General features: G+C 61.9%; 24 protein-coding genes and 1 pseudogene. 10 read left to right on the top strand and 15 right to left on the bottom strand.

The window, feature by feature from the left end:
- Positions 1-46 precede the first annotated feature (46 nt).
- Together dxs and ABIA48_RS18040 are read left to right on the top strand one after the other, a co-directional pair.
- Complete coding sequence (dxs, locus tag ABIA48_RS18045) at positions 47-1,945, top strand: 1-deoxy-D-xylulose-5-phosphate synthase (protein WP_429490329.1); 1,899 nt, start codon at positions 47-49, stop codon at positions 1,943-1,945.
- Positions 1,946-2,109: 164 nt separating this feature from the next.
- A pseudogene (locus tag ABIA48_RS18040) lies at positions 2,110-2,593 on the top strand (TonB-dependent receptor domain-containing protein); the annotation flags it as partial.
- 108 nt (positions 2,594-2,701) lie between these two features.
- Here the strand turns inward: ABIA48_RS18040 and ABIA48_RS18035 are convergent.
- The 12 genes from ABIA48_RS18035 to nrdR form a co-directional block, all read right to left on the bottom strand.
- Positions 2,702-3,502, bottom strand: coding sequence for a cobalamin-binding protein (locus tag ABIA48_RS18035; RefSeq protein WP_429490328.1), 801 nt, complete (start codon positions 3,500-3,502; stop codon positions 2,702-2,704).
- Positions 3,502-3,921 (bottom strand): MFS transporter, encoded by a 420-nt coding sequence (locus ABIA48_RS18030; protein WP_429490327.1) that lies wholly within the window; start codon positions 3,919-3,921, stop codon positions 3,502-3,504. Before ABIA48_RS18030 ends, ABIA48_RS18035 begins: the two co-directional genes overlap by 1 nt.
- Positions 3,918-4,535, bottom strand: coding sequence for a GTP cyclohydrolase II (ribA, locus tag ABIA48_RS18025; RefSeq protein WP_007984463.1), 618 nt, complete (start codon positions 4,533-4,535; stop codon positions 3,918-3,920). The genes ABIA48_RS18030 and ribA overlap by 4 nt, the downstream gene beginning before the upstream one ends.
- 251 nt (positions 4,536-4,786) lie before the next feature.
- Positions 4,787-5,524 (bottom strand): substrate-binding periplasmic protein, encoded by a 738-nt coding sequence (locus ABIA48_RS18020; protein WP_429492882.1) that lies wholly within the window; start codon positions 5,522-5,524, stop codon positions 4,787-4,789.
- A 38-nt stretch (positions 5,525-5,562) separates the two neighbouring features.
- The gene (locus tag ABIA48_RS18015; RefSeq protein WP_007984461.1) at positions 5,563-6,066 is read right to left on the bottom strand and encodes a phosphatidylglycerophosphatase A family protein; all 504 of its coding nucleotides are present in this window, start codon (positions 6,064-6,066) and stop codon (positions 5,563-5,565) included.
- Positions 6,063-7,028 carry a thiamine-phosphate kinase gene (gene thiL / locus ABIA48_RS18010; RefSeq protein ID WP_429490325.1) on the bottom strand — a complete coding sequence of 322 codons (966 nt, stop codon included), beginning with the start codon at positions 7,026-7,028 and terminating at the stop codon, positions 6,063-6,065. Before thiL ends, ABIA48_RS18015 begins: the two co-directional genes overlap by 4 nt.
- A gap of 21 nt (positions 7,029-7,049) precedes the next feature.
- Positions 7,050-7,550, bottom strand: coding sequence for a transcription antitermination factor NusB (gene nusB / locus ABIA48_RS18005; RefSeq protein ID WP_007970164.1), 501 nt, complete (start codon positions 7,548-7,550; stop codon positions 7,050-7,052).
- A complete protein-coding gene (ribH, locus tag ABIA48_RS18000) occupies positions 7,547-8,023 on the bottom strand; it encodes a 6,7-dimethyl-8-ribityllumazine synthase (protein WP_003228649.1) in 477 nt (158 codons plus the stop codon). The genes nusB and ribH overlap by 4 nt, the downstream gene beginning before the upstream one ends.
- Positions 8,024-8,114: 91 nt before the next feature.
- Positions 8,115-9,206, bottom strand: a complete 1,092-nt coding sequence (ribBA, locus tag ABIA48_RS17995; protein ID WP_007984459.1) for a bifunctional 3,4-dihydroxy-2-butanone-4-phosphate synthase/GTP cyclohydrolase II — start codon at positions 9,204-9,206, stop codon at positions 8,115-8,117.
- 16 nt (positions 9,207-9,222) lie between these two features.
- On the bottom strand, positions 9,223-9,888 hold the full coding sequence (locus ABIA48_RS17990) for a riboflavin synthase (protein ID WP_104451298.1): 666 nt from the start codon (positions 9,886-9,888) through the stop codon (positions 9,223-9,225).
- Positions 9,889-9,935: 47 nt separating this feature from the next.
- On the bottom strand, positions 9,936-11,069 hold the full coding sequence (gene ribD, locus ABIA48_RS17985; RefSeq protein ID WP_429490322.1) for a bifunctional diaminohydroxyphosphoribosylaminopyrimidine deaminase/5-amino-6-(5-phosphoribosylamino)uracil reductase RibD: 1,134 nt from the start codon (positions 11,067-11,069) through the stop codon (positions 9,936-9,938).
- A complete protein-coding gene (nrdR, locus tag ABIA48_RS17980) occupies positions 11,066-11,530 on the bottom strand; it encodes a transcriptional regulator NrdR (RefSeq protein ID WP_003228656.1) in 465 nt (154 codons plus the stop codon). The genes ribD and nrdR overlap by 4 nt, the downstream gene beginning before the upstream one ends.
- A gap of 127 nt (positions 11,531-11,657) precedes the next feature.
- On the opposite strand from nrdR, the gene ABIA48_RS17975 reads away from it, so the two are divergent.
- The 3 genes from ABIA48_RS17975 to trxA all read left to right on the top strand — a co-directional run bounded on the left by ABIA48_RS17975 (position 11,658) and on the right by trxA (position 13,818).
- Positions 11,658-12,122 (top strand): YbaY family lipoprotein, encoded by a 465-nt coding sequence (locus ABIA48_RS17975; RefSeq protein ID WP_277532158.1) that lies wholly within the window; start codon positions 11,658-11,660, stop codon positions 12,120-12,122.
- Positions 12,119-12,772, top strand: a complete 654-nt coding sequence (locus ABIA48_RS17970) for a class I SAM-dependent methyltransferase (protein ID WP_095941938.1) — start codon at positions 12,119-12,121, stop codon at positions 12,770-12,772. Before ABIA48_RS17975 ends, ABIA48_RS17970 begins: the two co-directional genes overlap by 4 nt.
- Positions 12,773-12,945: 173 nt before the next feature.
- Entirely contained in the window at positions 12,946-13,818 is an 873-nt protein-coding gene (trxA, locus tag ABIA48_RS17965; RefSeq protein ID WP_429490319.1) for a thioredoxin, read from the top strand.
- A gap of 93 nt (positions 13,819-13,911) precedes the next feature.
- Here the strand turns inward: trxA and ABIA48_RS17960 are convergent, their stop codons facing one another.
- A complete protein-coding gene (locus ABIA48_RS17960) occupies positions 13,912-14,253 on the bottom strand; it encodes a hypothetical protein (RefSeq protein ID WP_429490317.1) in 342 nt (113 codons plus the stop codon).
- A 135-nt stretch (positions 14,254-14,388) separates the two neighbouring features.
- Here ABIA48_RS17960 and ABIA48_RS17955 point away from each other — a divergent pair, with 135 nt between their 5' ends.
- From ABIA48_RS17955 to ABIA48_RS17935, 5 genes are all read left to right on the top strand, one after another.
- Positions 14,389-14,979: a DUF2796 domain-containing protein gene (locus ABIA48_RS17955; protein ID WP_429490315.1), complete on the top strand. Its 591-nt coding sequence runs from the start codon at positions 14,389-14,391 to the stop codon at positions 14,977-14,979.
- A gap of 135 nt (positions 14,980-15,114) precedes the next feature.
- Positions 15,115-15,825: an ABC transporter ATP-binding protein gene (locus ABIA48_RS17950; RefSeq protein ID WP_429490313.1), complete on the top strand. Its 711-nt coding sequence runs from the start codon at positions 15,115-15,117 to the stop codon at positions 15,823-15,825.
- A 1-nt stretch (position 15,826) separates the two neighbouring features.
- Positions 15,827-17,092 (top strand): ABC transporter permease, encoded by a 1,266-nt coding sequence (locus ABIA48_RS17945; RefSeq protein WP_429490311.1) that lies wholly within the window; start codon positions 15,827-15,829, stop codon positions 17,090-17,092.
- Between the two features lie 11 nt (positions 17,093-17,103).
- On the top strand, positions 17,104-17,622 hold the full coding sequence (locus ABIA48_RS17940; RefSeq protein ID WP_429490309.1) for a DUF3299 domain-containing protein: 519 nt from the start codon (positions 17,104-17,106) through the stop codon (positions 17,620-17,622).
- A 233-nt stretch (positions 17,623-17,855) separates the two neighbouring features.
- Complete coding sequence (locus ABIA48_RS17935) at positions 17,856-18,554, top strand: OmpW/AlkL family protein (protein WP_429490307.1); 699 nt, start codon at positions 17,856-17,858, stop codon at positions 18,552-18,554.
- A 186-nt stretch (positions 18,555-18,740) separates the two neighbouring features.
- On the opposite strand, the gene ABIA48_RS17930 is transcribed toward ABIA48_RS17935, so the two are convergent.
- Complete coding sequence (locus ABIA48_RS17930; RefSeq protein WP_429490305.1) at positions 18,741-19,670, bottom strand: NAD-dependent epimerase/dehydratase family protein; 930 nt, start codon at positions 19,668-19,670, stop codon at positions 18,741-18,743.
- Positions 19,663-20,547, bottom strand: a complete 885-nt coding sequence (locus tag ABIA48_RS17925; RefSeq protein ID WP_007984441.1) for a sugar nucleotide-binding protein — start codon at positions 20,545-20,547, stop codon at positions 19,663-19,665. The genes ABIA48_RS17930 and ABIA48_RS17925 overlap by 8 nt, the downstream gene beginning before the upstream one ends.
- Positions 20,548-20,681: the final 134 nt, after the last annotated feature.

Here is a 20,681-nt window from a genome sequence, read left to right as displayed (position 1 = left end):
CATCAGGTAAACTGCCGCATCTTTTATACCTATAACGATTCGCCTGATGCCCACGACGTTTCATGAGATTCCCCGCAAACGCCCAACCACGCCCCTGCTCGACCGCGCGAACACGCCGGACGGCCTGCGCCGGTTAGGCGAAGCCGAGCTGGAAACCCTGGCCGATGAGTTGCGCCTGGAATTGCTCTACACGGTCGGCCAGACCGGTGGGCATTTCGGTGCCGGCCTGGGTGTGATCGAGCTGACCATCGCGCTGCATTACGTCTTCGACACCCCGGACGACCGGTTGGTGTGGGACGTGGGTCATCAGGCTTATCCGCACAAGATCCTCACCGGTCGTCGCGAGCGCATGGGCACCCTGCGCCAAAAGGACGGCGTCGCGGCCTTCCCGCGCCGCTCCGAGAGCGAGTACGACACCTTTGGCGTCGGTCACTCCAGCACGTCGATCAGTGCGGCGCTGGGCATGGCGATCGCCGCCCGCCTGCAGAACAGTGATCGCAAGGCCATTGCGGTGATCGGCGACGGCGCGCTGACCGCGGGCATGGCGTTCGAGGCGCTGAACCATGCGCCGGAAGTGGACGCCAACATGCTGGTGATCCTCAACGACAACGACATGTCGATCTCGCGCAACGTCGGCGGCTTGTCGAACTATCTGGCGAAAATCCTTTCCAGCCGCACCTACGCGAGCATGCGCGAAGGCAGCAAGAAAGTGCTGTCGCGCCTGCCCGGTGCCTGGGAAATCGCTCGCCGGACCGAAGAATATGCCAAAGGCATGCTGGTTCCCGGCACGCTGTTCGAAGAGCTGGGCTGGAACTACATTGGCCCCATCGATGGCCACGACCTGCCGACCCTGATCGCCACCCTGCGCAACATGCGCGATCTGAAAGGCCCGCAGTTCCTGCACGTCGTCACCAAGAAAGGCAAAGGCTTCGCCCCGGCGGAAGTCGACCCGATCGGTTACCACGCCATCACCAAACTCGAACCGCTGGACGCCCCGGCCGCTGCGCCGAAAAAGGCCAGCGGGCCGAAATACTCCGGTGTGTTCGGCGAATGGTTGTGCGACATGGCGGCTGCCGATCCGCGCCTGGTCGGGATTACCCCGGCGATGAAGGAAGGCTCAGACCTGGTCGCGTTCAGCGAACGTTTCCCGCTGCGCTATTTCGACGTGGCCATTGCCGAGCAGCACGCCGTCACCCTCGCGGCCGGCATGGCCTGCGAAGGCGCCAAACCGGTAGTGGCCATCTATTCGACCTTCCTGCAGCGCGGCTACGACCAGTTGGTACATGACGTCGCCGTGCAGAATCTCGACGTACTGTTCGCCATCGACCGCGCCGGTCTGGTGGGCGAAGACGGTCCGACCCATGCGGGCAGCTTCGACCTGTCGTTCCTGCGTTGCATCCCGGGCATGCTGGTGATGACCCCGAGCGATGAAAACGAGCTGCGCAAAATGCTCACCACCGGTCACCTGTACGAAGGCCCGGCGGCTGTGCGTTATCCACGCGGCAATGGCCCGAACGCGACCATCGAGAAAGACCTCGAACCGATCGAGATCGGCAAGGGTGTGATTCGCCGCCAGGGCAGCAAAGTCGCCCTGCTGGTGTTCGGCGTGCAACTGGCCGAAGCCCTGAAAGTCGCCGAAACGCTGGATGCGACGGTGGTCGACATGCGTTTCGTCAAGCCGCTGGATGAAGAGCTGGTTCGCGAAATCGCCGGTAGCCACGAGCTACTGGTGACCGTCGAAGAAAACGCGATCATGGGCGGTGCCGGTGGCGCAGTCAGCGAATTCCTCGCCCGGGAAAACATCCTCAAGTCGATGCTGCACCTGGGCTTGCCGGACATTTACGTCGAACACGCCAAGCCTGCGCAAATGCTGGCCGAGTGTGGGCTGGATGAAGCCGGGATCGAGGCTTCGATCCGCGAGCGCCTGCAACTACTTAACATTTAATCGCAATACCCTGTGGGAGCGGGCTTGCTCGCGAAAGCGTCGGATCATTCAACCGGAAAGTTGACTGATACTCCGCCTTCGCGAGCAAGCCCGCTCCCACATTTGATTTGTGTGCGCCACGAAGCACCAACGGACTGCCAATGAAACTCTCCCCCCTGGCCCTGACGCTGGCTCTGCTGCCGGCTGGCCAGCTGCTGACCTACAGCGAAGGCTTCCGCGCGCCGACGTTCAACGATCTGTACTACCCCGACTTCAGCAACCCGGACCTGAAGCCTGAAACCTCGAAAAGCTATGAACTGCAATGGCGCAGCCAGTTGACCGAGAGCAGTCGTCTGGAGGCTTCGCTGTATCGCACCGACCTTGAAGACGCGATTATCTTCGGCAGCAACTCGCGCCCAGAGAACGTTGCCTCGGCGCGGATCAACGGTTTTGAAGCGGTATTGAAGCAGGAATTGTCTGGCTGGCAGAGCAACCTTGGCGTGGCGATCATCGACCCGCGGGATCGCGACACATCGTGAAATCAGGCTGCAACTGAAGGTCGATAACCTGCTGGACAACGGTTACAGCCGGGCGTTGTACAGCTACCAAGGTAACCGCGAGGAAGGTCGGGCGTGGATGTTCGGGGTGACGTGGACGCCGGAGATCTGATCCGGACCTTGTACTGTCTGGGCCGACCTCTTCGCGAGCAAGCCCGCTCCCACAGGTTTAGCGCGATCCTGTGGGAGCGGGCTTGCTCGCGATGAAGGCACCTCGGCCTCAGCGGTCTGGCGCAATCAAATGACAAAGCTTTGCAGTCGCCTCGATCATCTGCCCACTCGGCCGTTCCAACCCCTTGTCCGTGACCAGGCGCAATTGCCCTTGTGTTACCGCCGCCACCTGTGGCCAGGCTTTCCACGCATCAAGTTGCGCCTGATCGCTGGCCAGAATCACCTCGGGATTACGCTGCAACACGGCCTCCACACTGACTTGCGGTGCTGGCAGCCTCAGGTCGGCAAACACGTTGTGTGCGCCGCAGACTTCCAGCGCATCGCTGATGATCTGTTCGCCGCCGACGGTGTACAGCGGTCGATCCCACACCTGATAGAACACCCGTAATGGCTGATCCCGCCGATAGCGTTGGCGCAATTCATCCAGCCGCCGACGTAAATCGGTGGCCAATGAAATTCCGCGTTCAGGCCGACCGAGCTGAGCGGCAATGGCCTCGATCTGCGCGGCGAGCTGGTCCAGGCTGTGGGGTTCGGCGACGAAAGTGGGAATATTCAGGCGCTCGAGCTGATCACGCTGGGCCGGGCCGACGCTGCCGGGCCATAGCAGCAACAGATCGGGTTTCAGGCTGAGCAGGCGCTCCATGTCCAACTGGCCATAGCGGCCAACGGACGGCAGGTTCTTGAGTTCGGCGGGGCGTTCACCGGCGTCCAGCACACCGGCCAGGAGGTCGGCGGAACCCAGTTCAACGACAATTTCAGAGAGCGATGGCGCAAGGCTGACAACCCGCTCGACCGCGACTGCCGAGCCGCTGGCGGCCAGCAGCAACAGCGCCAGCCAGACCGCACGCATCAACCGAGTTGACGCGGAATACGGTAGAGGTAGAACAGCACGACGGTCGACAGCGCCAGCAGCATCAGCGGCACCGCTTCGAGACCGACGAACACTGCCAGGGCAGCGATCCAGGCCGGCAGACCGGCGGCAAGGAATGCCGTGCGACGCTTGGCTGCAAGACTGACCCAGGCGGCCGGTTCTTCAGGGGTATCGAGGGCTTTCTGGGTGGCGATCAGCGCGTGTTTGTAGGCGCCGAAAAACTTCAGGCTGACAAACATCGAGGCTACACCGGCGATGAACAACGGCATCGCCAGCACCGGCAGGATGGCTTCGGTCTGGCCGAACACCGCGTTGATCAAAAACAGCGGCAACAAGGCCAGTGCCAGGTATTGCCACCAGTTGACGGACAGTCGCCGCCGCACCTGACCGCGGGTCACGCCCGGTCTACCTCGCCCTGATGCTCATTGCCCATCATGTGGTCGAGCTTGCTGGCCTTGGTCGCCAGATAGAGTCGGTTATGCGGGTTGTGGCCGGTGTGCAGCGGCACGCGCTCGGCGACCGCGATCCCCATGTCGGTCAGGGCTTTGACCTTGCGCGGGTTGTTGGTCATCAGGCGCAGTGACTTCACGCCCAGGTGCTCCAGCATTGGCAGGCACATGGCATAGTCACGCTGATCGGCGGCAAAACCCAGGCGCTCGTTGGCTTCAACGGTATCGGCGCCACCGTCCTGCAGCTCATAGGCGCGGATCTTGTTCAGCAGGCCAATGCCCCGGCCTTCCTGACGCAGGTAGAGCAAAACACCACGACCTTCGCGGGCGATGGCCTGCAAGGCGGCCTCCAGTTGCGAGCCGCAGTCGCAACGCTGGCTGAACAAGGCATCGCCCGTCAGGCATTCGGAGTGCAACCGGCCGAGTACCGGGGCACCGTCGGCGAACTCACCCAGGCTCAGCACAACGTGCTCGCGGCCGGTGGCCTCATCGAGAAAGCCGTGCATGGTGAATTGCGCAAAAGGCGTTGGCAGCTTGGAAGCGGCGACAAAAACGACAGGCACCGGTGTGCTCCTGATCTAAAAGTCTGAAGATTCGCAGAGCCGGCATTGTAACAGCAGGTTCCGGAGGACGCTTAGGCTGAATTATCGGCGATAACTATCAAAATGTTTGATATACGCCGCACTGCAATCAATGTGGGAGCGGGCTTGCTCGCGAAGGCGGTGTGTCCGTCGACATCAATGTTGCATGACCCACCGCTTTCGCGAGCAAGCCCGCTCCCACAATGGGTACATCATCAGCCGTAAGAACCGGGTCAGTTCGAATCAAACGGATAAGGCTGTTTCCAGCGCTCGAAAATGGGTTTCAGCTCGCCGTTTTTCACCAGTTGCTCCATGCGCTGATCGAACAAAGCCATCAGGCTCCGGGCCTTTGCGGTCTTGGCGAAACACAGATACAGCGGCAACTCTGCGATATGGGTGCGCCGCAGCTGGGACGGATCCTTGGCGCGGTTGAGGACGTAATCGACTTCGGTCAGGGCATCGATATAGAAGTCGACGCGGTTGTGGGTCAGCATCGACACGATGCCGGTACGCCGTATCACTTCGTCGAAGTGGCGCACATTGGGCAAGTAATGCTGGTAATCGTAGCCGCGGACCCAGGCCAGCCGATAATTGCCCAGTGTTTCCGGGGTAGGTACCGGGCTGCTGGCCAGGCCCAAGGCATAGATGTGATCAGTGTCGAAGCGCCAATGGGGATAAAGCACGTCCTCGGATTGGTCACGATAGGAACCGACGCAGGCATCGACCTCACCCCGTTCGGCCAGACCCAGGGAGCGCAAGTAGGGCCCGGTGCGAATGTCTAGCTTGACGCCCGCCGGCTCAAACACTTGCCGTAGCACGTCCCAACCCAACCCATGACCGTCAGCCGCGGTGTAGTCTTCCCAGTCTTCGCTGGCCAGACGGATCACGGACGGCGTCGTCGCGACCTCACCCGCCTGGACGAGTGAGCAAAACAAGGCGAACACCAGCACCATCAACCCGCGTCGAGCCATCCCCAGTTCTCCCGATTTACGCCTCATAACCTCTCCGGTCAGGCGAAAAACCACACCAGTCCCTGCATCCCCAACCAGGCAAACACCCCAGCCAGCACATCATCCAGCATGATGCCGACGCCACCGTGTACGTGCCGGTCAATCCAGCGAATCGGCCACGGCTTGAGGATGTCGAAGAAGCGGAACATCAAGAAGCCCGCGAGCAACCATTGCCAACCTTCCGGCACCAGCCACAGGGTGATCCACATGCCGACCATTTCGTCCCAGACGATGCCTTCATGGTCGTGTACCCGTAAATCGTCGGCCACTTTGCCGCACAGCCAGAAGCCGAACAGCATGGTGATGCCGAGCATCAGCCAGTAACCCCAGTCGGGCAGCATCTGCCACAACGGAATAAACGGCAGTGCAACTAACGACCCCCAAGTGCCGGGCGCCTTTGGCAAGGTGCCCGAGCCGAAGCCGAACGCCAGGAAATGCCACGGATTACGCCAGACCGACGGCGGTACGAATTCCGCCGGGACCTGTTTGGGATGATCTGTCACAGTGACTCCCGAAAATGTTGATAGCCCCGGGTTTGCGGGGTGATGTCTTGGCCATCGGCGTCCAGCAGCCTCACGCCCTGCCCCGTCACCACCTGCCCAATCACATGGATCGGCCAGCCGTCGGCCAGCAATAGTGGTAACTCGACGGACGGTAAGGTGAAAACCAGGACGTAGTCGTCGCCTCCGCTCAGGGCCGCCACCTGTGCATCCGCTTGACCGAGAAAGTCGACCAGGCTTTGCGACAGCGGTAAACGCTCCTGCTCGACTTCGATACCGACCTTCGAGGCCAGCGCGATATGCCCGCAATCCGCGAGTAGACCGTCGGAGATATCCATTGCCGAAGTGGCCCTGCCCCGCAGCGCCTGCCCCAATCCGAGCTGCGGTTGCGGCGACCAGTAATGCGCCAGCAACGGCCCGGCAATGCTCGCGTCGGCCGTGCACTGGCCAAGCACCAATGGCAAGGCGCCGGCGGCATTGCCCAGGTCGCCACCGACACACAGCAGATCACCCGGTTGTGCACCGCTGCGGGTCAACGCCAGACCGCCCGGTACACGCCCGAACACGGTCATGGTCAGGCTCAGCGGCCCACGGGTCGTATCACCGCCCACCAGCGCCACGCCGCAGCTTTGCGCCATCTGGTTCAAACCACGGGCAAAAGCATGCAGCCAATCGGCGGTTACCGTCGGCAAGGTCAGGGCAAGGGTAAAGGCAACCGGAGTGGCGCCCATGGCAGCCAGGTCGCTGACGGCCACGGCCAGCGAACGCTGACCGAGCAGAAAGGGATCGCAGGGATCGGCGAAATGCACGCCGGCCACCAGCGTATCGGTAGAAATCGCCAACTGTTCCCCGGGAGGAACAGCCAGCAAGGCGCAGTCATCGCCGATCCCGAGGGCAACGCCTTCGCCGCCTTGCGCACAAGGCGCGGCGGCAAAGAAATTGCGGATCAGCTCAAACTCGCCCATTGGCAGCAACTCAAGCGCCGGTCAGCGCTTGAACGCCTTCACTTCAGCTTCACGCAGACGCGGGGCCAGCTTGTCGAGCACACCGTTGACGAACTTGTGGCCATCGGTGGAACCGAAGACCTTGGCCAGTTCGATACCTTCGTTGATCACAACGCGGTACGGCACATCGACGCGCTTGAGCAGCTCCCAGGTGGACAGGCGCAGAACCGCCAGTTCAACCGGGTCCAGCTCTTCGATGGTCAAGTCCAGGCATGGCTTGAGTGCAGTGTCGATTTCGGTCTTGAACTGCGGAACCCCGTGCAGGATTTCGCGGAAATACGCGCCGTCGACATCGCTGAAATCGTTATCGACCCGGAACTGCGCTTCGATCTCGTTCAGCGACTGCTTGGCCATGTGCCATTGGTACAGCGCCTGAGTCGCGAGCTGACGGGCTTCGCGGCGCTTGGCGCTTTTCGATGGCTTGCCGGCATCCGCAGGCTTTGGATCGCGCGGGTTGAAACGATCGCTATCGTCGCTAATCACTTGGCCTCCAACTGCGCCAGCAGGCTGACCATTTCCAGAGCGGACAGGGCAGCTTCAGCACCTTTGTTGCCGGCCTTGGTGCCGGAACGCTCGATGGCTTGCTCGATGGAGTCAACGGTCAGCACGCCGAATGCAACCGGTACACCGAACTCCATGGACACCTGGGCCAGACCCTTGGTGCATTCGCCAGCCACGTATTCGAAATGCGGAGTGCCGCCACGAATGACTGCGCCCAGGGCGATGATTGCCGCGAACTCGCCCTTTTGAGCGACTTTCTGTGCAACCAGCGGAATTTCGAAGGCGCCAGGTGCGCGGATGATGGTGATGTCGCTTTCGCTTACGCCGTGGCGAACCAGGGCATCAACTGCACCGCTGACCAGGCTTTCAACGACGAAGCTGTTGAAACGGCCCACTACCAGAGCGTAGCGGCCTTTAGGGGCGATGAAGGTACCTTCGATGGTCTTCAGGGTCATTCGTTAGATCTCTTAAAGAGCCGGGACGCGTCTTCTACGCGCCCCTCAGTGATTTATTTGCCGCGAATTCAGGGCCGGAAACAACCGGTCATTATTCGGAGGGCACGTATTCTACAACTTCCAGATCGAAACCGGATATCGCATTAAATTTCATCGGTGCCGACATCAGGCGCATTTTGCGCACGCCCAGGTCCCGCAGAATCTGCGAACCGGCACCCACAGTGCTGTAGGTGGTCGGTTTTTTCACCGCTGCGTGATCGGCGGTTTCGCGGATATGCGCCAGCAACACGTCGCCATCGAGCGGGTGACCGAGCAACAACACCACGCCGCTGCCGGCCTCGGCAACCGTGGCCATGGCGGCGCGCAGGCTCCAGCGGCCCGGTTGCTTGACCATCAGCAGGTCGCGCAGCGGGTCCATGTTGTGCACGCGAACCAGGGTCGGCTCTTCGGCGCAGACATTGCCCAGGGTCAGTGCCATGTGCACGTCGCCTTCCACCGAGTCACGATAGGTCACCAGGTTGAATTGGCCCAGTTCGCTGTCCAGTGGCTGCTCGGCAATCCGCTGAACGGTACGTTCGTGGATCATCCGGTAGTGAATCAGGTCGGCGATGGTGCCGATCTTGATGTCGTGTTCGGCGGCAAAAGCTTCCAGCTCGGCGCGACGGGACATGGTGCCGTCGTCGTTCATCACTTCGCAGATCACGCCGCTCGGTTCGAAACCGGCCATGCGCGCCAGGTCGCAGGCCGCTTCGGTGTGACCGGCGCGGGCCAGGGTGCCACCAGCCTGGGCCATCAGCGGGAAGATGTGACCCGGGCTGACGATGTCTTCAGCCTTGGCATCACGGGCGGCAGCAGCCTGCACGGTGCGCGCACGGTCGGCGGCGGAAATGCCGGTGGTCACGCCGGTGGCGGCTTCGATGGACACGGTGAACTTGGTGCCGAAACCGGAGCCGTTGCGCGGTGCCATCAACGGCAGCTTGAGCAGCTCGCAGCGCTCGCGGCTCATCGGCATGCAGATCAGGCCACGGGCGTGCTTGGCCATGAAGTTGATGTGCTCGGGCTTGCAGCACTCGGCGGCCATGATCAGGTCGCCTTCGTTCTCGCGGTCTTCGTCATCCATGAGGATGACCATCTTGCCTTGGCGGATGTCTTCAACCAGTTCTTCGATGCTATTGAGCGCCACAAGGCACCCCCTTGAGTCAGGATTTGAGGTAGCCGTTGGCGGCCAGAAAGCTTTCAGTGATGTTTCCGGATTTTGTAGGCTCTGCGGCCTTGTCGCCCAGCAACAGGCGCTCCAGGTAACGGGCCAGCAAATCCACTTCCAGGTTCACCCGGCGGCCAGGCTGGTACGACGCCATGATGGTTTCGCTCAGGGTGTGCGGAATGATGGTCAGCAGGAACTCGGCGCCATCGACCGCGTTCACGGTCAGGCTGGTGCCGTCGACGGTGATCGAGCCTTTATGGGCGATGTACTTGGCCAGGTCCTTGGGCGCACGAATGCGGAATTCCACGGCGCGCGCGTTTTCGGTACGGGCAACCACTTCGCCCACGCCATCGACGTGACCGCTGACCAGGTGCCCGCCGAGGCGAGTGGTCGGGGTCAGGGCTTTTTCCAGATTGACCGGGCTGCCGCTTTTCAGGTCGTTCATGGCGGTGCAGTCGAGGGTTTCGCGACTGACGTCGGCGGCGAAGCCGTTGCCCGGCAACTCAACGGCGGTCAGGCATACGCCGTTGACCGCGATGCTGTCGCCCAGCTTGACGTCGCTCAGGTCGAGCTTGCCGGTTTCGACATGAACCCGCACATCACCGCCCTTTGGGGTCAATGCACGAATACTGCCGATGGATTCGATGATGCCGGTAAACATGAGGTTCTCCTCGAGAACAAAGCCAGCGCTATAGCGATGGCCGGAAATTATACGCTTGCTGCTGGCACTGGGATGGCGATGACTCGCCAGTCATCGCCAACTGCACGAATTTCGGTGATTTTGAGTTCCGGCGCATCCTTCATTTGCGCGAGCGGCCAGTCCAGCAGCGGCCGCGCCGAAGAGCCCAAAAACTTGCCGGCGATGAAAATCTGGAACTCGTCCACCAGCCCGAGCTGAGCGAAAGCACCCGCCAGACGCGGACCGGCCTCGACCAACACCTCATTGGCGCCACGGGCGGCGAGTTCGACGAGCAGCTGACGCAGGTCGACCTGGCCATCGTAACCGGGCACGATCAGGCATTCCGGGCCGTTGGCGTATTGCTCTTCCACCGCCACGCAGGTGGCAACCAGCGCCGGGCCGGCCTTGAAGAACGGTGCATCCAGCGGCACCCGCAGGCGACCGTCGACCAGCACGCGCAACGGCGGCCGGCTCATGGCCAGTGCTGTTTGTTCGGCGTCCAGTCCGAGCTCATCGGCACGCACGGTCAAGCGTGCGTTGTCCGCCAACACCGTGTCGGCGCCGGTCAGCACCACGCTGGCCTGGGCGCGCAGGCGTTGCACCGCCGAACGTGCAGCCGGGCCGGTGATCCACTGGCTTTCGCCACTTTCCATCGCCGTACGCCCGTCGAGGCTCATGGCCAGCTTGACCCGCACGAACGGCAAGCCGTGCTCCATGCGCTTGAGGAAGCCTTGGTTGAGCTTGCGCGCCTCGCCCTCCAGCACGCCGCTTTCGGTGACGATGCCGGCCTGTTCCAAGCGTTGCAGGCCACGACCGGCGACTTCCGGATTCGGGTCCTGCATCGCCGCGACCACGCGGGCCACACCGGCATTCACCAGCGCATCGGCGCAGGGCGGCGTACGACCGTGGTGGCTGCAAGGTTCAAGCGTCACATAAGCGGTAGCGCCACGCGCCTGCTCACCGGCGGCGCGCAGGGCATGGACTTCGGCGTGAGGCTCGCCGGCGCGCTCGTGCCAGCCTTCACCGACAATCTGCCCGCCCTGCACGATCACGCAACCTACACGCGGATTGGGGTGCGTCGTGTAATGCCCCTTGCGCGCCAGTTCCAGGGCACGGGCCATGAAATGAGCGTCGAGGATGGCAAGTTCTGCGGGCGTGGTCATTCTTTCACCGGTTCACGGGCCAGGCGATCGATCTCTTCGCGGAACTCGTTGAGGTCCTGGAAACGGCGATAGACCGAGGCAAAGCGGATGTAGGCGACTTCGTCGAGCTTCTGCAGCTCGGCCATCACCAGTTCGCCGACCACGAGGGATTTGACCTCGCGTTCGCCGGTGGCACGCAGTTTGTGTTTGATGTGCACCAGCGACGATTCGAGGCGCTCGACGCTCACCGGGCGCTTTTCCAGCGCACGCTGCATGCCGGCGCGGAGTTTTTCTTCGTCGAACGGCTGGCGACTGCCGTCGGTTTTGATCAGGCGCGGCAACACCAGTTCAGCCGTCTCGAACGTCGTGAAACGCTCGCCGCAGGCCAGGCATTCACGCCGGCGGCGCACCTGTTCGCCCTCGGCGACCAGACGCGAGTCGATGACTTTGGTGTCGTTGGCACCGCAGAAGGGACAGTGCATGGTGGCAGGCAACAAAAAAAGGGAGGGCCATGGTAGCGCATCCCCGTGGCAAGACAAGCCATAGGGTTTGCGGTATACAGACGGGATGATCACTTGATCCATGGAATTCAGCTTTATGGAGCCACCAATGTCGTTACGCCCGCTCATTTTGCTCAGTGTTTTCAGCCTGCTGGTGGCTTGCGGCAGCGATGCACCCAAGCCCCAGCCGCCAACGCCAGGCCCGGCGCCGCAGCAAGCACAGAAGAAGGCCCGGGAGGCTGCCGAACTTGGCCCGCTGCCCGCGTATCAGCGCGAATTGAGCGGCACCTTGCTAGGTGTGCCGGCCGGCGCTGAAGTCGAGCTGGCGCTGCTGGTGATCGACGAAAAAGACCGCCCGCAACAATTACTCGCCAGTTCCAGCCTGATCGGCAACAACCAGGCGCTGCCGTTTCACCTGCGCTTCAATCCGGAATCCTTCCCGGTCGGTGCCCGCGTTGAACTGCGAGGCCGCGCCAGTCAGTCCGGCCAGTTGATCCTGCACCTGCCGTCGCAGTTGATTACCCAGCCGACCACCCAGGCCCTGGGCCAACTGCAATTCGTCAAAGCCCCATGAGTGCACCGCTCGACCTGCAACGGGCCCTGGCTGAATTGCTCGGCGATGCACAACTGGTAGCCTGCCCGTTGCCGGAAACAGATTTGCAACTGTGGCTGATCGACGGCGACAACATGGACCGCGCCTTCAGCCCGGAAGAAACCCGGCGCATCCTGCATGAACCACCGTACTGGAGTTTCTGCTGGGCCAGCGGTCTGGCCGTGGCCCGTTATCTGGCCGCAAACCCACATTGGGTCAAAGGCAAGCGGGTACTGGATTTCGGCGCGGGTTCCGGCGTCGCGGGGATTGCCGCTGCCAAGGCCGGCGCGCTGGAAGTGCTGGCCTGCGACCTCGACCCGCTGGCGATTGCCGCGTGCCGGGCGAATGCCGAGCTCAACGACGTGCAGCTCAACTACTCGACGGACTTTTTCGCCGAGGCCGATCGCTTCGATCTGATTCTGGTGGCGGACGTGTTGTACGACCGGGCGAACCTGCCGCTGCTCGACCAGTTCCTCAGTCGCGGCCGAGAGGCGCTGGTGGCGGACTCTCGAGTGCGGGATTTTCGCCATCCGTTGTACCGGCGCATCGAAATGCTTGAGGCCATGACCCTGCCGGATCTGGCCGAGCCCCACGAGTTTCGGCATGTGAGCTTGTACCACGCGCAGCGCTAGCTAAAAGCTTCGCGAGCAAGCCCGCTCCCACATTGGAATGCGTTCTGCTTGTGGGAGCGGGCTTGCTCGCGAAGGCGTCCGGTCAGGCAACATACCTCTCACGACTACCCCGCTTTCGGCGTGCCCCCACCAAGCCGTATAGTTGCCCCATTCACGCTTCTACGAGATTGCCCATGAGTCAGGAAACGCCGTACATCTTCGACGCCACGACTGCCGATTTCGACCAGTCGGTGATCGAGAACTCTTTCCACAAGCCGGTGCTGGTGGACTTCTGGGCCGAATGGTGCGCGCCCTGCAAAGTGCTGATGCCGATGTTGCAGAGCATTGCCGAGAGCTATCAGGGTGAGTTACTGCTGGCCAAGGTCAACTGCGACATCGAGCAAGACATCGTCGCCCGCTTCGGCATCCGCAGCTTGCCGACCGTGGTGCTGTTCAAGGACGGCCAGCCTGTCGACGGCTTTGCCGGTGCACAACCGGAATCCGCCGTGCGCGCCCTGCTCGAACCCCATGTGCAGATGCCGCCACCGGCCGCCGCCGATCCGTTCGAACAGGCCCAGGCGCTGTTCGATGAAAGCCGCTTTGCCGATGCCGAAGCCTTGCTCAAAGTGCTGCTGGGTGAAGACAACACCAACGCCAAGGCGCTGATCCTGTACGCCCGCTGCCTGACCGAGCGCGGTGAACTGGGCGAAGCGCAAGCCGTGCTGGATGCGGTCAAGAGCGACGAACACAAGGCCGCGCTGGCCGGTGCCAAGGCGCAGATCAAGTTTCTCGGTTTGGCCAGAGACTTGCCGGATGCCGCCGACCTGAAGGCCCGGCTGGCGAAAAATCCCCAGGACGATGAAGCAGTTTATCAATTGGCGATCCAGCAACTGGCCCGTCAGCAGTACGACGCCGCTCTGGATGCACTGCTCAAGCTGTTCGTCCGCAACCGCAGCTACAGCGAAGGCTTGCCGCACAAGACTTTGCTGCAGGTGTTCGAGTTGCTGGGCAACGATCATCCGCTGGTGAGCACGTACCGTCGCAAGTTGTTTGCTGCGTTGTACTAAGCGCCACCTTGTAGGAGCGAGCTTGCTCGCGATGGCGGTATATCAGTCACATTATCCTGGACTGACACGACGCTTTCGCGAGCAAGCTCGCTCCTACAACAACCAGCGGTACAACGGTGTATCGCCGCCGCTTTCCACTTTCACATCCGCACAATGGCGCAAACGCACCAGCAGGCGTTTGCCCGCCGCCGCGCTGCCGGTCAGGCCTTCGAGTTGATCGAGCAGATCCGGCCCGCTGAGTTGCCCTGCCTTGCGCAACAAATCCCGGGCGATCTGCCACAGCGCATCATCCTGATTCAGCGGTTTCGCCGCCGGCGCGCTGACTGCGGATTTTTCCACCTGCAACTGCGCCCCTAGTCGCGCCCAGTCCGCATCGTCCATTTCCAGGCTCAAATCCACCGGCCAGTCGCCGATGCTTCCGCGAATTCGCAACATAGGTCTGCTCCCGCACATTTCTTCCCTGCATGCTCCCATGGGACTTGTGCAACGCCAAGCAGGCAGTCAAACTCTCCGCACTTACGTTATAAGATTACATAACAATTTATTCATTTTACTTTTCGGAGACTCGCCATGCGCCGTCTGCTTCTCGCTCTGCCGTTTGCCATGTTGCCGCTGGTTGTCGCCCATGCTGCCGACGAACACGATCATGAGCATGGCAGCCTGGGTGCCCACGAACATGGCGTGGGGCGCCTGAATGCTGTGCTGGACGGCAAGACCCTGGAGCTGGAGCTGGAAAGTCCGGCCATGAACCTGGTGGGTTTCGAGCATGTCGCCACCAGCGATGCAGACAAAGCCAAAGTCGTCGCCGTACGTACCCGGCTTGAGCAACCCCTGACCCTGTTCAACCTGCCGAAAGCCGCCGGTTGCGTGGTGGAAAACCAGGAACTGGAAAGCCCGTTGTTCGGTGACCAGCCCGATGCCGACGATGACCCTGATGAAGACGCCAAGGACGAAGACGGCCACGAACATCACCATGATCACAGCGAAATCCACGCCCGCTATCAGTTCACCTGCGCCACGCCAGACGCGTTGAAGACCCTGGACCTGGCGAACATTTTCAACACGTTCCCGGCCACCCGGAAAGTTCAGGTACAACTGATCGGCCCGAGCGGACAGCAAGGGGTTGAAGTGACGGCCAAGTCGGCCACCCTGAAATTCTGATCCACCGCAAATCAAATGTGGGAGCGGGCTTGCTCGCGAAGGCGCCGTATCAGTTTGCATCAATGTCTCTGACACACCGCATTCGCGAGCAAGCCCGCTCCCACAGGGGTTCACCACCAACCTGACCGGTTTCACATGACCCAAGCACTCATCGAACTGTCCAACCTGGGCTTCAGTTGGCCCGGTCACCCGCCACTGCTGGACATCCCGGCGTTTCGCCTGGAGCGCGGAGAAACCCTGTTTCTCAAAGGCCCCAGCGGCAGCGGCAAGACCACCCTGCTCGGTCTGCTCGGCGGCGTGCAAAAGCCCGATCGCGGCAGCATCCGCCTGCTCGGCCAGGAGCTGACGCAACTGTCGGCCGGCGCCCGTGATCACTTCCGCGTCGATCACACCGGCTACATCTTCCAGCAGTTCAACCTGCTGCCGTTTCTGTCGGTGCGTGAAAACGTCGAACTGCCCTGCCACTTCTCGAAACTGCGTGCCGAACGGGCGAAACAGCGTCACGGCAGCGTCGACAAAGCGGCCGCGACGCTGCTCGCCCACCTGGGTTTGAAAGATGAAAACATCCTCGCTCGACGCGCCGACTCGCTGTCCATCGGCCAGCAGCAACGGGTCGCCGCCGCCCGCGCGCTGATCGGTCAACCGGAACTGGTGATCGCCGACGAGCCGACCTCGGCCCTCGATTACGACGCCCGCGAAAACTTCATTCGCCTGCTGTTCGCCGAGTGCCGCGAAGCCGGGTCGAGCCTGTTGTTCGTCAGCCATGACCAGAGCCTGGCGCCGCTGTTCGATCACAACCTGTCGCTGGCCGAACTCAATCGCGCCGCCATCCTGTCCGAGGTTTGAGATGTATTTGTTTCGTCTAGCCATGGCCAGCCTGGCTAACCGCCGTTTCACCGCGATCCTCACGGCGTTCGCCATCGCCCTGTCGGTGTGCCTGCTGCTGGCGGTGGAGCGCGTGCGCACCGAAGCCAAGGCCAGTTTCGCCAGCACCATCAGCGGCACCGACCTGATTGTCGGTGCCCGCTCAGGCTCGGTGAACCTGTTGCTGTACTCGGTATTCCGCATCGGCAACGCCACCAACAATATTCGCTGGGACAGCTTCGAACACTTCGCCAACAACCCGAAAGTGCAGTGGGCGATCCCGATGTCCCTCGGCGATTCCCATCGCGGCTACCGAGTGATGGGCACCACCGAAGCCTACTTCGAGCATTACCAGTACGGCCGCCAGCAACACCTGGAACTGGCCGATGGCCGGGCCTTCGCCACCGACCCGTTCGAAGTGGTGCTCGGCGCCGAAGTGGCGGATGCGCTGCACTACAAACTCGGCGACAAACTGGTGCTGGCCCACGGCGTGGCGGCGATCAGCCTGGTCAAGCACGACGACAAGCCGTTCACCGTGGTCGGCATTCTCAAGCGCACCGGCACCCCGGTGGACCGCACGCTGCACATCAGCCTCGGCGGCATGGAAGCGATTCACATCGACTGGCACAACGGCGTGCCGGCCCGGGGCGAGGGTCGCATCACGGCCGATCAGGCGCGCAACATGGACCTGACGCCGCAAGCGATCACCGCGTTCATGCTCGGCCTCAACAACAAGATTTCAACCTTTGCCCTGCAGCGCGAAATCAACGAATTCCGCGGCGAGCCGATGCTGGCGATCCTGCCGGGCGTGGCGTTGCAAGAGCTGTGGAGCTTGATGGGCACGGCAGAAAAAGCCTTGTTCGTGGTCTCGCTGTTTGTGGTGCTGACAGGGTTGATCGGCATGCTCACGGCCATTCTCACCAGCCTCAACGAGCGACGCCGGGAGATGGCGATCCTGCGTTCGGTAGGCGCACGACCGTGGCACATCGCAACGCTGTTGGTGCTGGAAGCCTTTGCCTTGGCGCTGTCGGGTGTGATCGCCGGTGTGGCGTTGCTGTATGTGTGCATCGCGGCGGCCCAGGGTTATGTGCAGGCCAATTACGGTCTGTACCTGCCACTGTCCTGGCCCAGCGAATATGAATGGACACTGCTCGGTGGCATCCTGATCGCCGCGCTGCTGATGGGCAGCGTGCCGGCCTGGCGCGCCTATCGCCAATCCCTGGCCGATGGCCTGTCGATCCGCTTATGAGGACGTTGAAAATGCCCCGCGCTGTACTTGCGCTGTTGATGCTGGTCGCCCTGCCCCTGTGGGCGGCCCAGCCAAAAGACCTGACCTGGGCGGAGATGATTCCGCCGGATGCGCCGAAAGAAATACCGAACATGACGCCGTTGCACGACCTGTCGCAGATGAGTAATGCGCTGTCGGCCGAGTCGGCACCCGCCGCCAGGCAGGACATGCCCAATGCACCGGTGGTCAAGGCCCTCGATGGCCAGAACATTCGCCTGCCGGGCTACATCGTGCCGCTGGAAGTGAGCGAGGAAGGACGCACCACCGAGTTTCTGCTGGTGCCGTATTTCGGCGCCTGCATCCACGTACCGCCACCGCCGTCGAACCAGATCGTGCACGTCAAAAGCGAAGTCGGCGTGAAGCTCGACGAGTTGTATCAGCCGTACTGGATCGAAGGTGCGCTGCAGGTCAAGGCGTCCACCAGCGAGTTGGCGGATGCCGGGTATCAGATGGAGGCGGACAAGATTTACCTGTATGAATTGCCGGAGTGAATCCGGTAGTCATGGGTTGCTTGAAAGTCAGTCATCGCGAGCAAGCTCGCTCCCACACTTGATCTGTGTCTCGACTCAAATCCCCTGTGGGAGCGAGCTTGCTCGCGATGAGGCCATCAGCAACACCACAAAAACCACTCCCTTCCCACATTCATTGAGCTGCATCAAAAGACCGATTCGTTAGGCACCTTACCATTGGACATCGAACATTTTTAACGTCCTCTGGAGCCCCCATGAACAAGTCCATGCTCAGCGCCACGCTGGTTGCCCTCGCGCTCGCAGCCCCGCTCGCCTACGCCCACGAGGCCGGTGACATCATCCTTCGTGCGGGCGCCATCACCGTTAATCCAAAGGCCGACAGCTCCAGCGTGAAGGTCGATCAGGGTCCGCTGGCCGGTACCAATCTGGGCGGCAAGGCGACCATGGACAGCGACACGCAGCTGGGCCTGAACTTCGCCTACATGCTTACCAACAACTGGGGGATCGAACTGCTCGCCGCCACTCCGTTCGAGCATGATGTGAAACTCAAAGGCACTGCCCTGCCGGCTGCCAACGGCAAACTCGGCTCACTGAAACACCTGCCGCCAACCCTGAGCGTGGTCTATTACCCGCTGGATTCGAAGTCAGCTTTCCAGCCGTACGTCGGCGGTGGCATCAACTACACCTGGATCTACGACGAAAGCCTCAGCAGCGAAGCCAAGTCCGCCGGCTTCAGCAACTTCAAGGCGAAGAACTCCTGGGGCCTGGCCTGGCAGGTCGGTGCCGACTACATGCTGACCGACAACATTTTGCTCAACGCCCAGGTGCGCTACATCGACATCGACACCCGCGCCACCGTTGAAAACAACTCAATTGCACCGGGCACCCGCGCCAAGGTCAACGTCGATGTCGATCCGTTTGTGTACATGGTCGGTCTGGGCTACAAGTTCTGATAGAACGTTCACGTGGTGGTGAATGAGGCTTGGTGTTGATTAGACTTAAAAATGACGACGACTGCTGCGCAGTCGAACGGGGGCGAGCCCCCTCGCCACAGGGAATCTACCCGCTTTAACGTAAATTCCGGCCGTGAAAAAGGCGCCTGTAAAAAGGCGCCTTTTTCATGTCCGCGGGGGAGCGATCTATCGCCCCAGCAACCGCGCCAGCCCCACGCTCATCGGTGTTTGCGAGGAGGTGTGAAAGCGCTCCAGCAGACGCCGGTTATTCGCCCGGGAATGGCGGATGTCACCGGAGCGCGCCGGACCGTAGCTCACTGATGGCAGCTGACCAACCACGGCTTCGAGCGCTTCGAGCATCTGCTTGAGGGTCGTCGCCTGGTTCCAGCCAACGTTGACCGCACCGACTTCGACCCGGGGCTTTTCGATGGCCTGCACCAGCAAGTCGACCAGGTCTTCGACGTAGACAAAATCCCGGGTCTGCTCGCCATCTCCGAACACGGTGATCGGCAGGCCCTTTTGCGCGCGCTCGCTGAAAATGCTGATCACCCCGGAGTACGGCGAGGACGGATCCTGGCGTGGGCCGTAGATGTTGAAGAAGCGGAAAATCACCGGCTCCAGCCCATGCTGGCGGCGGTAGAAATCGAAGTAATGTTCACCGGCCAGTTTGTCCGCCGCATAAGGCGTCAAGGGTGCCTTGGGCGTGTCTTCGTCGATCGACTCACCTTCGCCATTGTTGCCATACACCGCCGCGCTGGAAGCAAACAGTACGCGCTTGACCCCGGCCTGGCGCATGGCTTCGCAGACGTTCAGCGTGCCGATGAAGTTGCTCTGGTGCGTGCGCACCGGATCGTCCACCGAGGCCTGCACCGAAGCCACGGCGGCCAGATGCGCCACGGCGCTGCAACCGGTCATCGCCTGGGCGACCACAGCCGCATCGGCCACGTCGCCGACGATCAGTTCGACCTTCGGATTATCCAGCGGCAGATTGCTGCGCTTGCCGGTGGACAGGTCATCGAGAATCCGCACCGCATGGCCCTTGGCAAGCAGGGCGTCAGTCAGGTGCGAACCAATGAAACCGGCACCGCCGGTGATCAAAACGGGACCGTCAGCCATGGCGATAGAACCTGTCCAGTAGAGCGGGAAGCGCCGCACGCCAGGCGCGCGGTTTGATTCCGAAGGTGTGCAGAATTTTTTTGCAGGCCAATACCGCGTGTTGCGGCTCTTGCGCAGCATCCGGACACGCGGCGTGGGCCTGGGCGGTCGGGGCTTCGATGGCCAGCGGATGCAGGCTGCGGGCTTCGGTCAGTATCGCCTGCCCCAGCGCCAGCGGCGTGGTCGCCTCATGCCCGGCATAGTGGTAGGTGCCCCACAGCGGCGCGGCGCAATCGAGTTGCTTGAGCACTGAAATGATCACGCGGGCAGCATCGTCGACCGGTGTCGGATTGCCGCGCCGGTCATCGGCCATCAGCAGTTCTTCGGGTTGTTCGGCGCGGGCGAGGAAGCGCCCAAGGGTGCCGTCCGGGCTGTCATCCAGCAACCAGCCGAAACGCAGCAGCACGTGTTGCGGGCAGGTGGCGCGAACGCTTTGCTCGATCCGCCACAAGGCCTGGCCGCGCAGGCCCAGGGGCACCGGTTCGTCTTTTTCGCTGTAGGCGGTGGCGCGGGAGCCATCGAATACTCGATAGCTCGAAGGTTGCAGCAGAACGATGTTGTGGTGCTGGCACAGTTCCGCCAGGCGCTCGATCGCACGCTCTTGCCCGGCCAGGCGCTGTTCGCTGACTGCTTCGGCCTGGAACCAGTCGAAGTAGTAGGCAAGGTTGATCAACGCATCGGGACGGGTGTCGTCGAGCAGTTGTGTCAGGCTCGCGGCGTCCCAGCCGTTTTCGGGCGGGCGGGGTGCGAGGAAACCGATGTCTTCCTCCGCACCGAGGCGAATCAGCGCCTGCCCAAGGGCATTTCCGCCGCCCAGTAACATAAGGCGCATTCGCATAGAGTCAGCAGGCCCAGTCTGATTGGAACAATGGCTTTATCGACACCGCGCCCAGGCGATGTCGTTGGTAATTGCCGGAATCGTTGCATTTTGCGGGTTTAGTGCGCAACCGTCATCCGTAAAGTGTAGATGTC

This window comes from Pseudomonas sp. S30_BP2TU TE3576 (genome assembly GCF_050436025.1).
GTDB lineage: Bacteria > Pseudomonadota > Gammaproteobacteria > Pseudomonadales > Pseudomonadaceae > Aquipseudomonas.
Note: the sequence above shows the minus strand (reverse complement) of the source record. Positions and strands in the feature narration are given on the sequence as shown.

What these genes read in the sequence shown, in the direction of transcription:
- dxs (WP_429490329.1), top strand. Translation starts at nt 47, where the DNA reads ATGCCCACGACGTTTCATGAGATTCCCCGCAAACGCCCAACCACGCCC.
- ABIA48_RS18035 (WP_429490328.1), bottom strand. Translation starts at nt 3,502, where the DNA reads ATGCGTGCGGTCTGGCTGGCGCTGTTGCTGCTGGCCGCCAGCGGCTCG.
- ABIA48_RS18020 (WP_429492882.1), bottom strand. Translation starts at nt 5,524, where the DNA reads ATGGCTCGACGCGGGTTGATGGTGCTGGTGTTCGCCTTGTTTTGCTCA.
- thiL (WP_429490325.1), bottom strand. Translation starts at nt 7,028, where the DNA reads ATGGGCGAGTTTGAGCTGATCCGCAATTTCTTTGCCGCCGCGCCTTGT.
- ribH (WP_003228649.1), bottom strand. Translation starts at nt 8,023, where the DNA reads ATGACCCTGAAGACCATCGAAGGTACCTTCATCGCCCCTAAAGGCCGC.
- ABIA48_RS17990 (WP_104451298.1), bottom strand. Translation starts at nt 9,888, where the DNA reads ATGTTTACCGGCATCATCGAATCCATCGGCAGTATTCGTGCATTGACC.
- ribD (WP_429490322.1), bottom strand. Translation starts at nt 11,069, where the DNA reads ATGACCACGCCCGCAGAACTTGCCATCCTCGACGCTCATTTCATGGCC.
- nrdR (WP_003228656.1), bottom strand. Translation starts at nt 11,530, where the DNA reads ATGCACTGTCCCTTCTGCGGTGCCAACGACACCAAAGTCATCGACTCG.
- ABIA48_RS17975 (WP_277532158.1), top strand. Translation starts at nt 11,658, where the DNA reads ATGTCGTTACGCCCGCTCATTTTGCTCAGTGTTTTCAGCCTGCTGGTG.
- ABIA48_RS17970 (WP_095941938.1), top strand. Translation starts at nt 12,119, where the DNA reads ATGAGTGCACCGCTCGACCTGCAACGGGCCCTGGCTGAATTGCTCGGC.
- trxA (WP_429490319.1), top strand. Translation starts at nt 12,946, where the DNA reads ATGAGTCAGGAAACGCCGTACATCTTCGACGCCACGACTGCCGATTTC.
- ABIA48_RS17960 (WP_429490317.1), bottom strand. Translation starts at nt 14,253, where the DNA reads ATGTTGCGAATTCGCGGAAGCATCGGCGACTGGCCGGTGGATTTGAGC.
- ABIA48_RS17955 (WP_429490315.1), top strand. Translation starts at nt 14,389, where the DNA reads ATGCGCCGTCTGCTTCTCGCTCTGCCGTTTGCCATGTTGCCGCTGGTT.
- ABIA48_RS17950 (WP_429490313.1), top strand. Translation starts at nt 15,115, where the DNA reads ATGACCCAAGCACTCATCGAACTGTCCAACCTGGGCTTCAGTTGGCCC.
- ABIA48_RS17945 (WP_429490311.1), top strand. Translation starts at nt 15,827, where the DNA reads ATGTATTTGTTTCGTCTAGCCATGGCCAGCCTGGCTAACCGCCGTTTC.
- ABIA48_RS17940 (WP_429490309.1), top strand. Translation starts at nt 17,104, where the DNA reads ATGCCCCGCGCTGTACTTGCGCTGTTGATGCTGGTCGCCCTGCCCCTG.
- ABIA48_RS17935 (WP_429490307.1), top strand. Translation starts at nt 17,856, where the DNA reads ATGAACAAGTCCATGCTCAGCGCCACGCTGGTTGCCCTCGCGCTCGCA.
- ABIA48_RS17930 (WP_429490305.1), bottom strand. Translation starts at nt 19,670, where the DNA reads ATGGCTGACGGTCCCGTTTTGATCACCGGCGGTGCCGGTTTCATTGGT.
- ABIA48_RS17925 (WP_007984441.1), bottom strand. Translation starts at nt 20,547, where the DNA reads ATGCGAATGCGCCTTATGTTACTGGGCGGCGGAAATGCCCTTGGGCAG.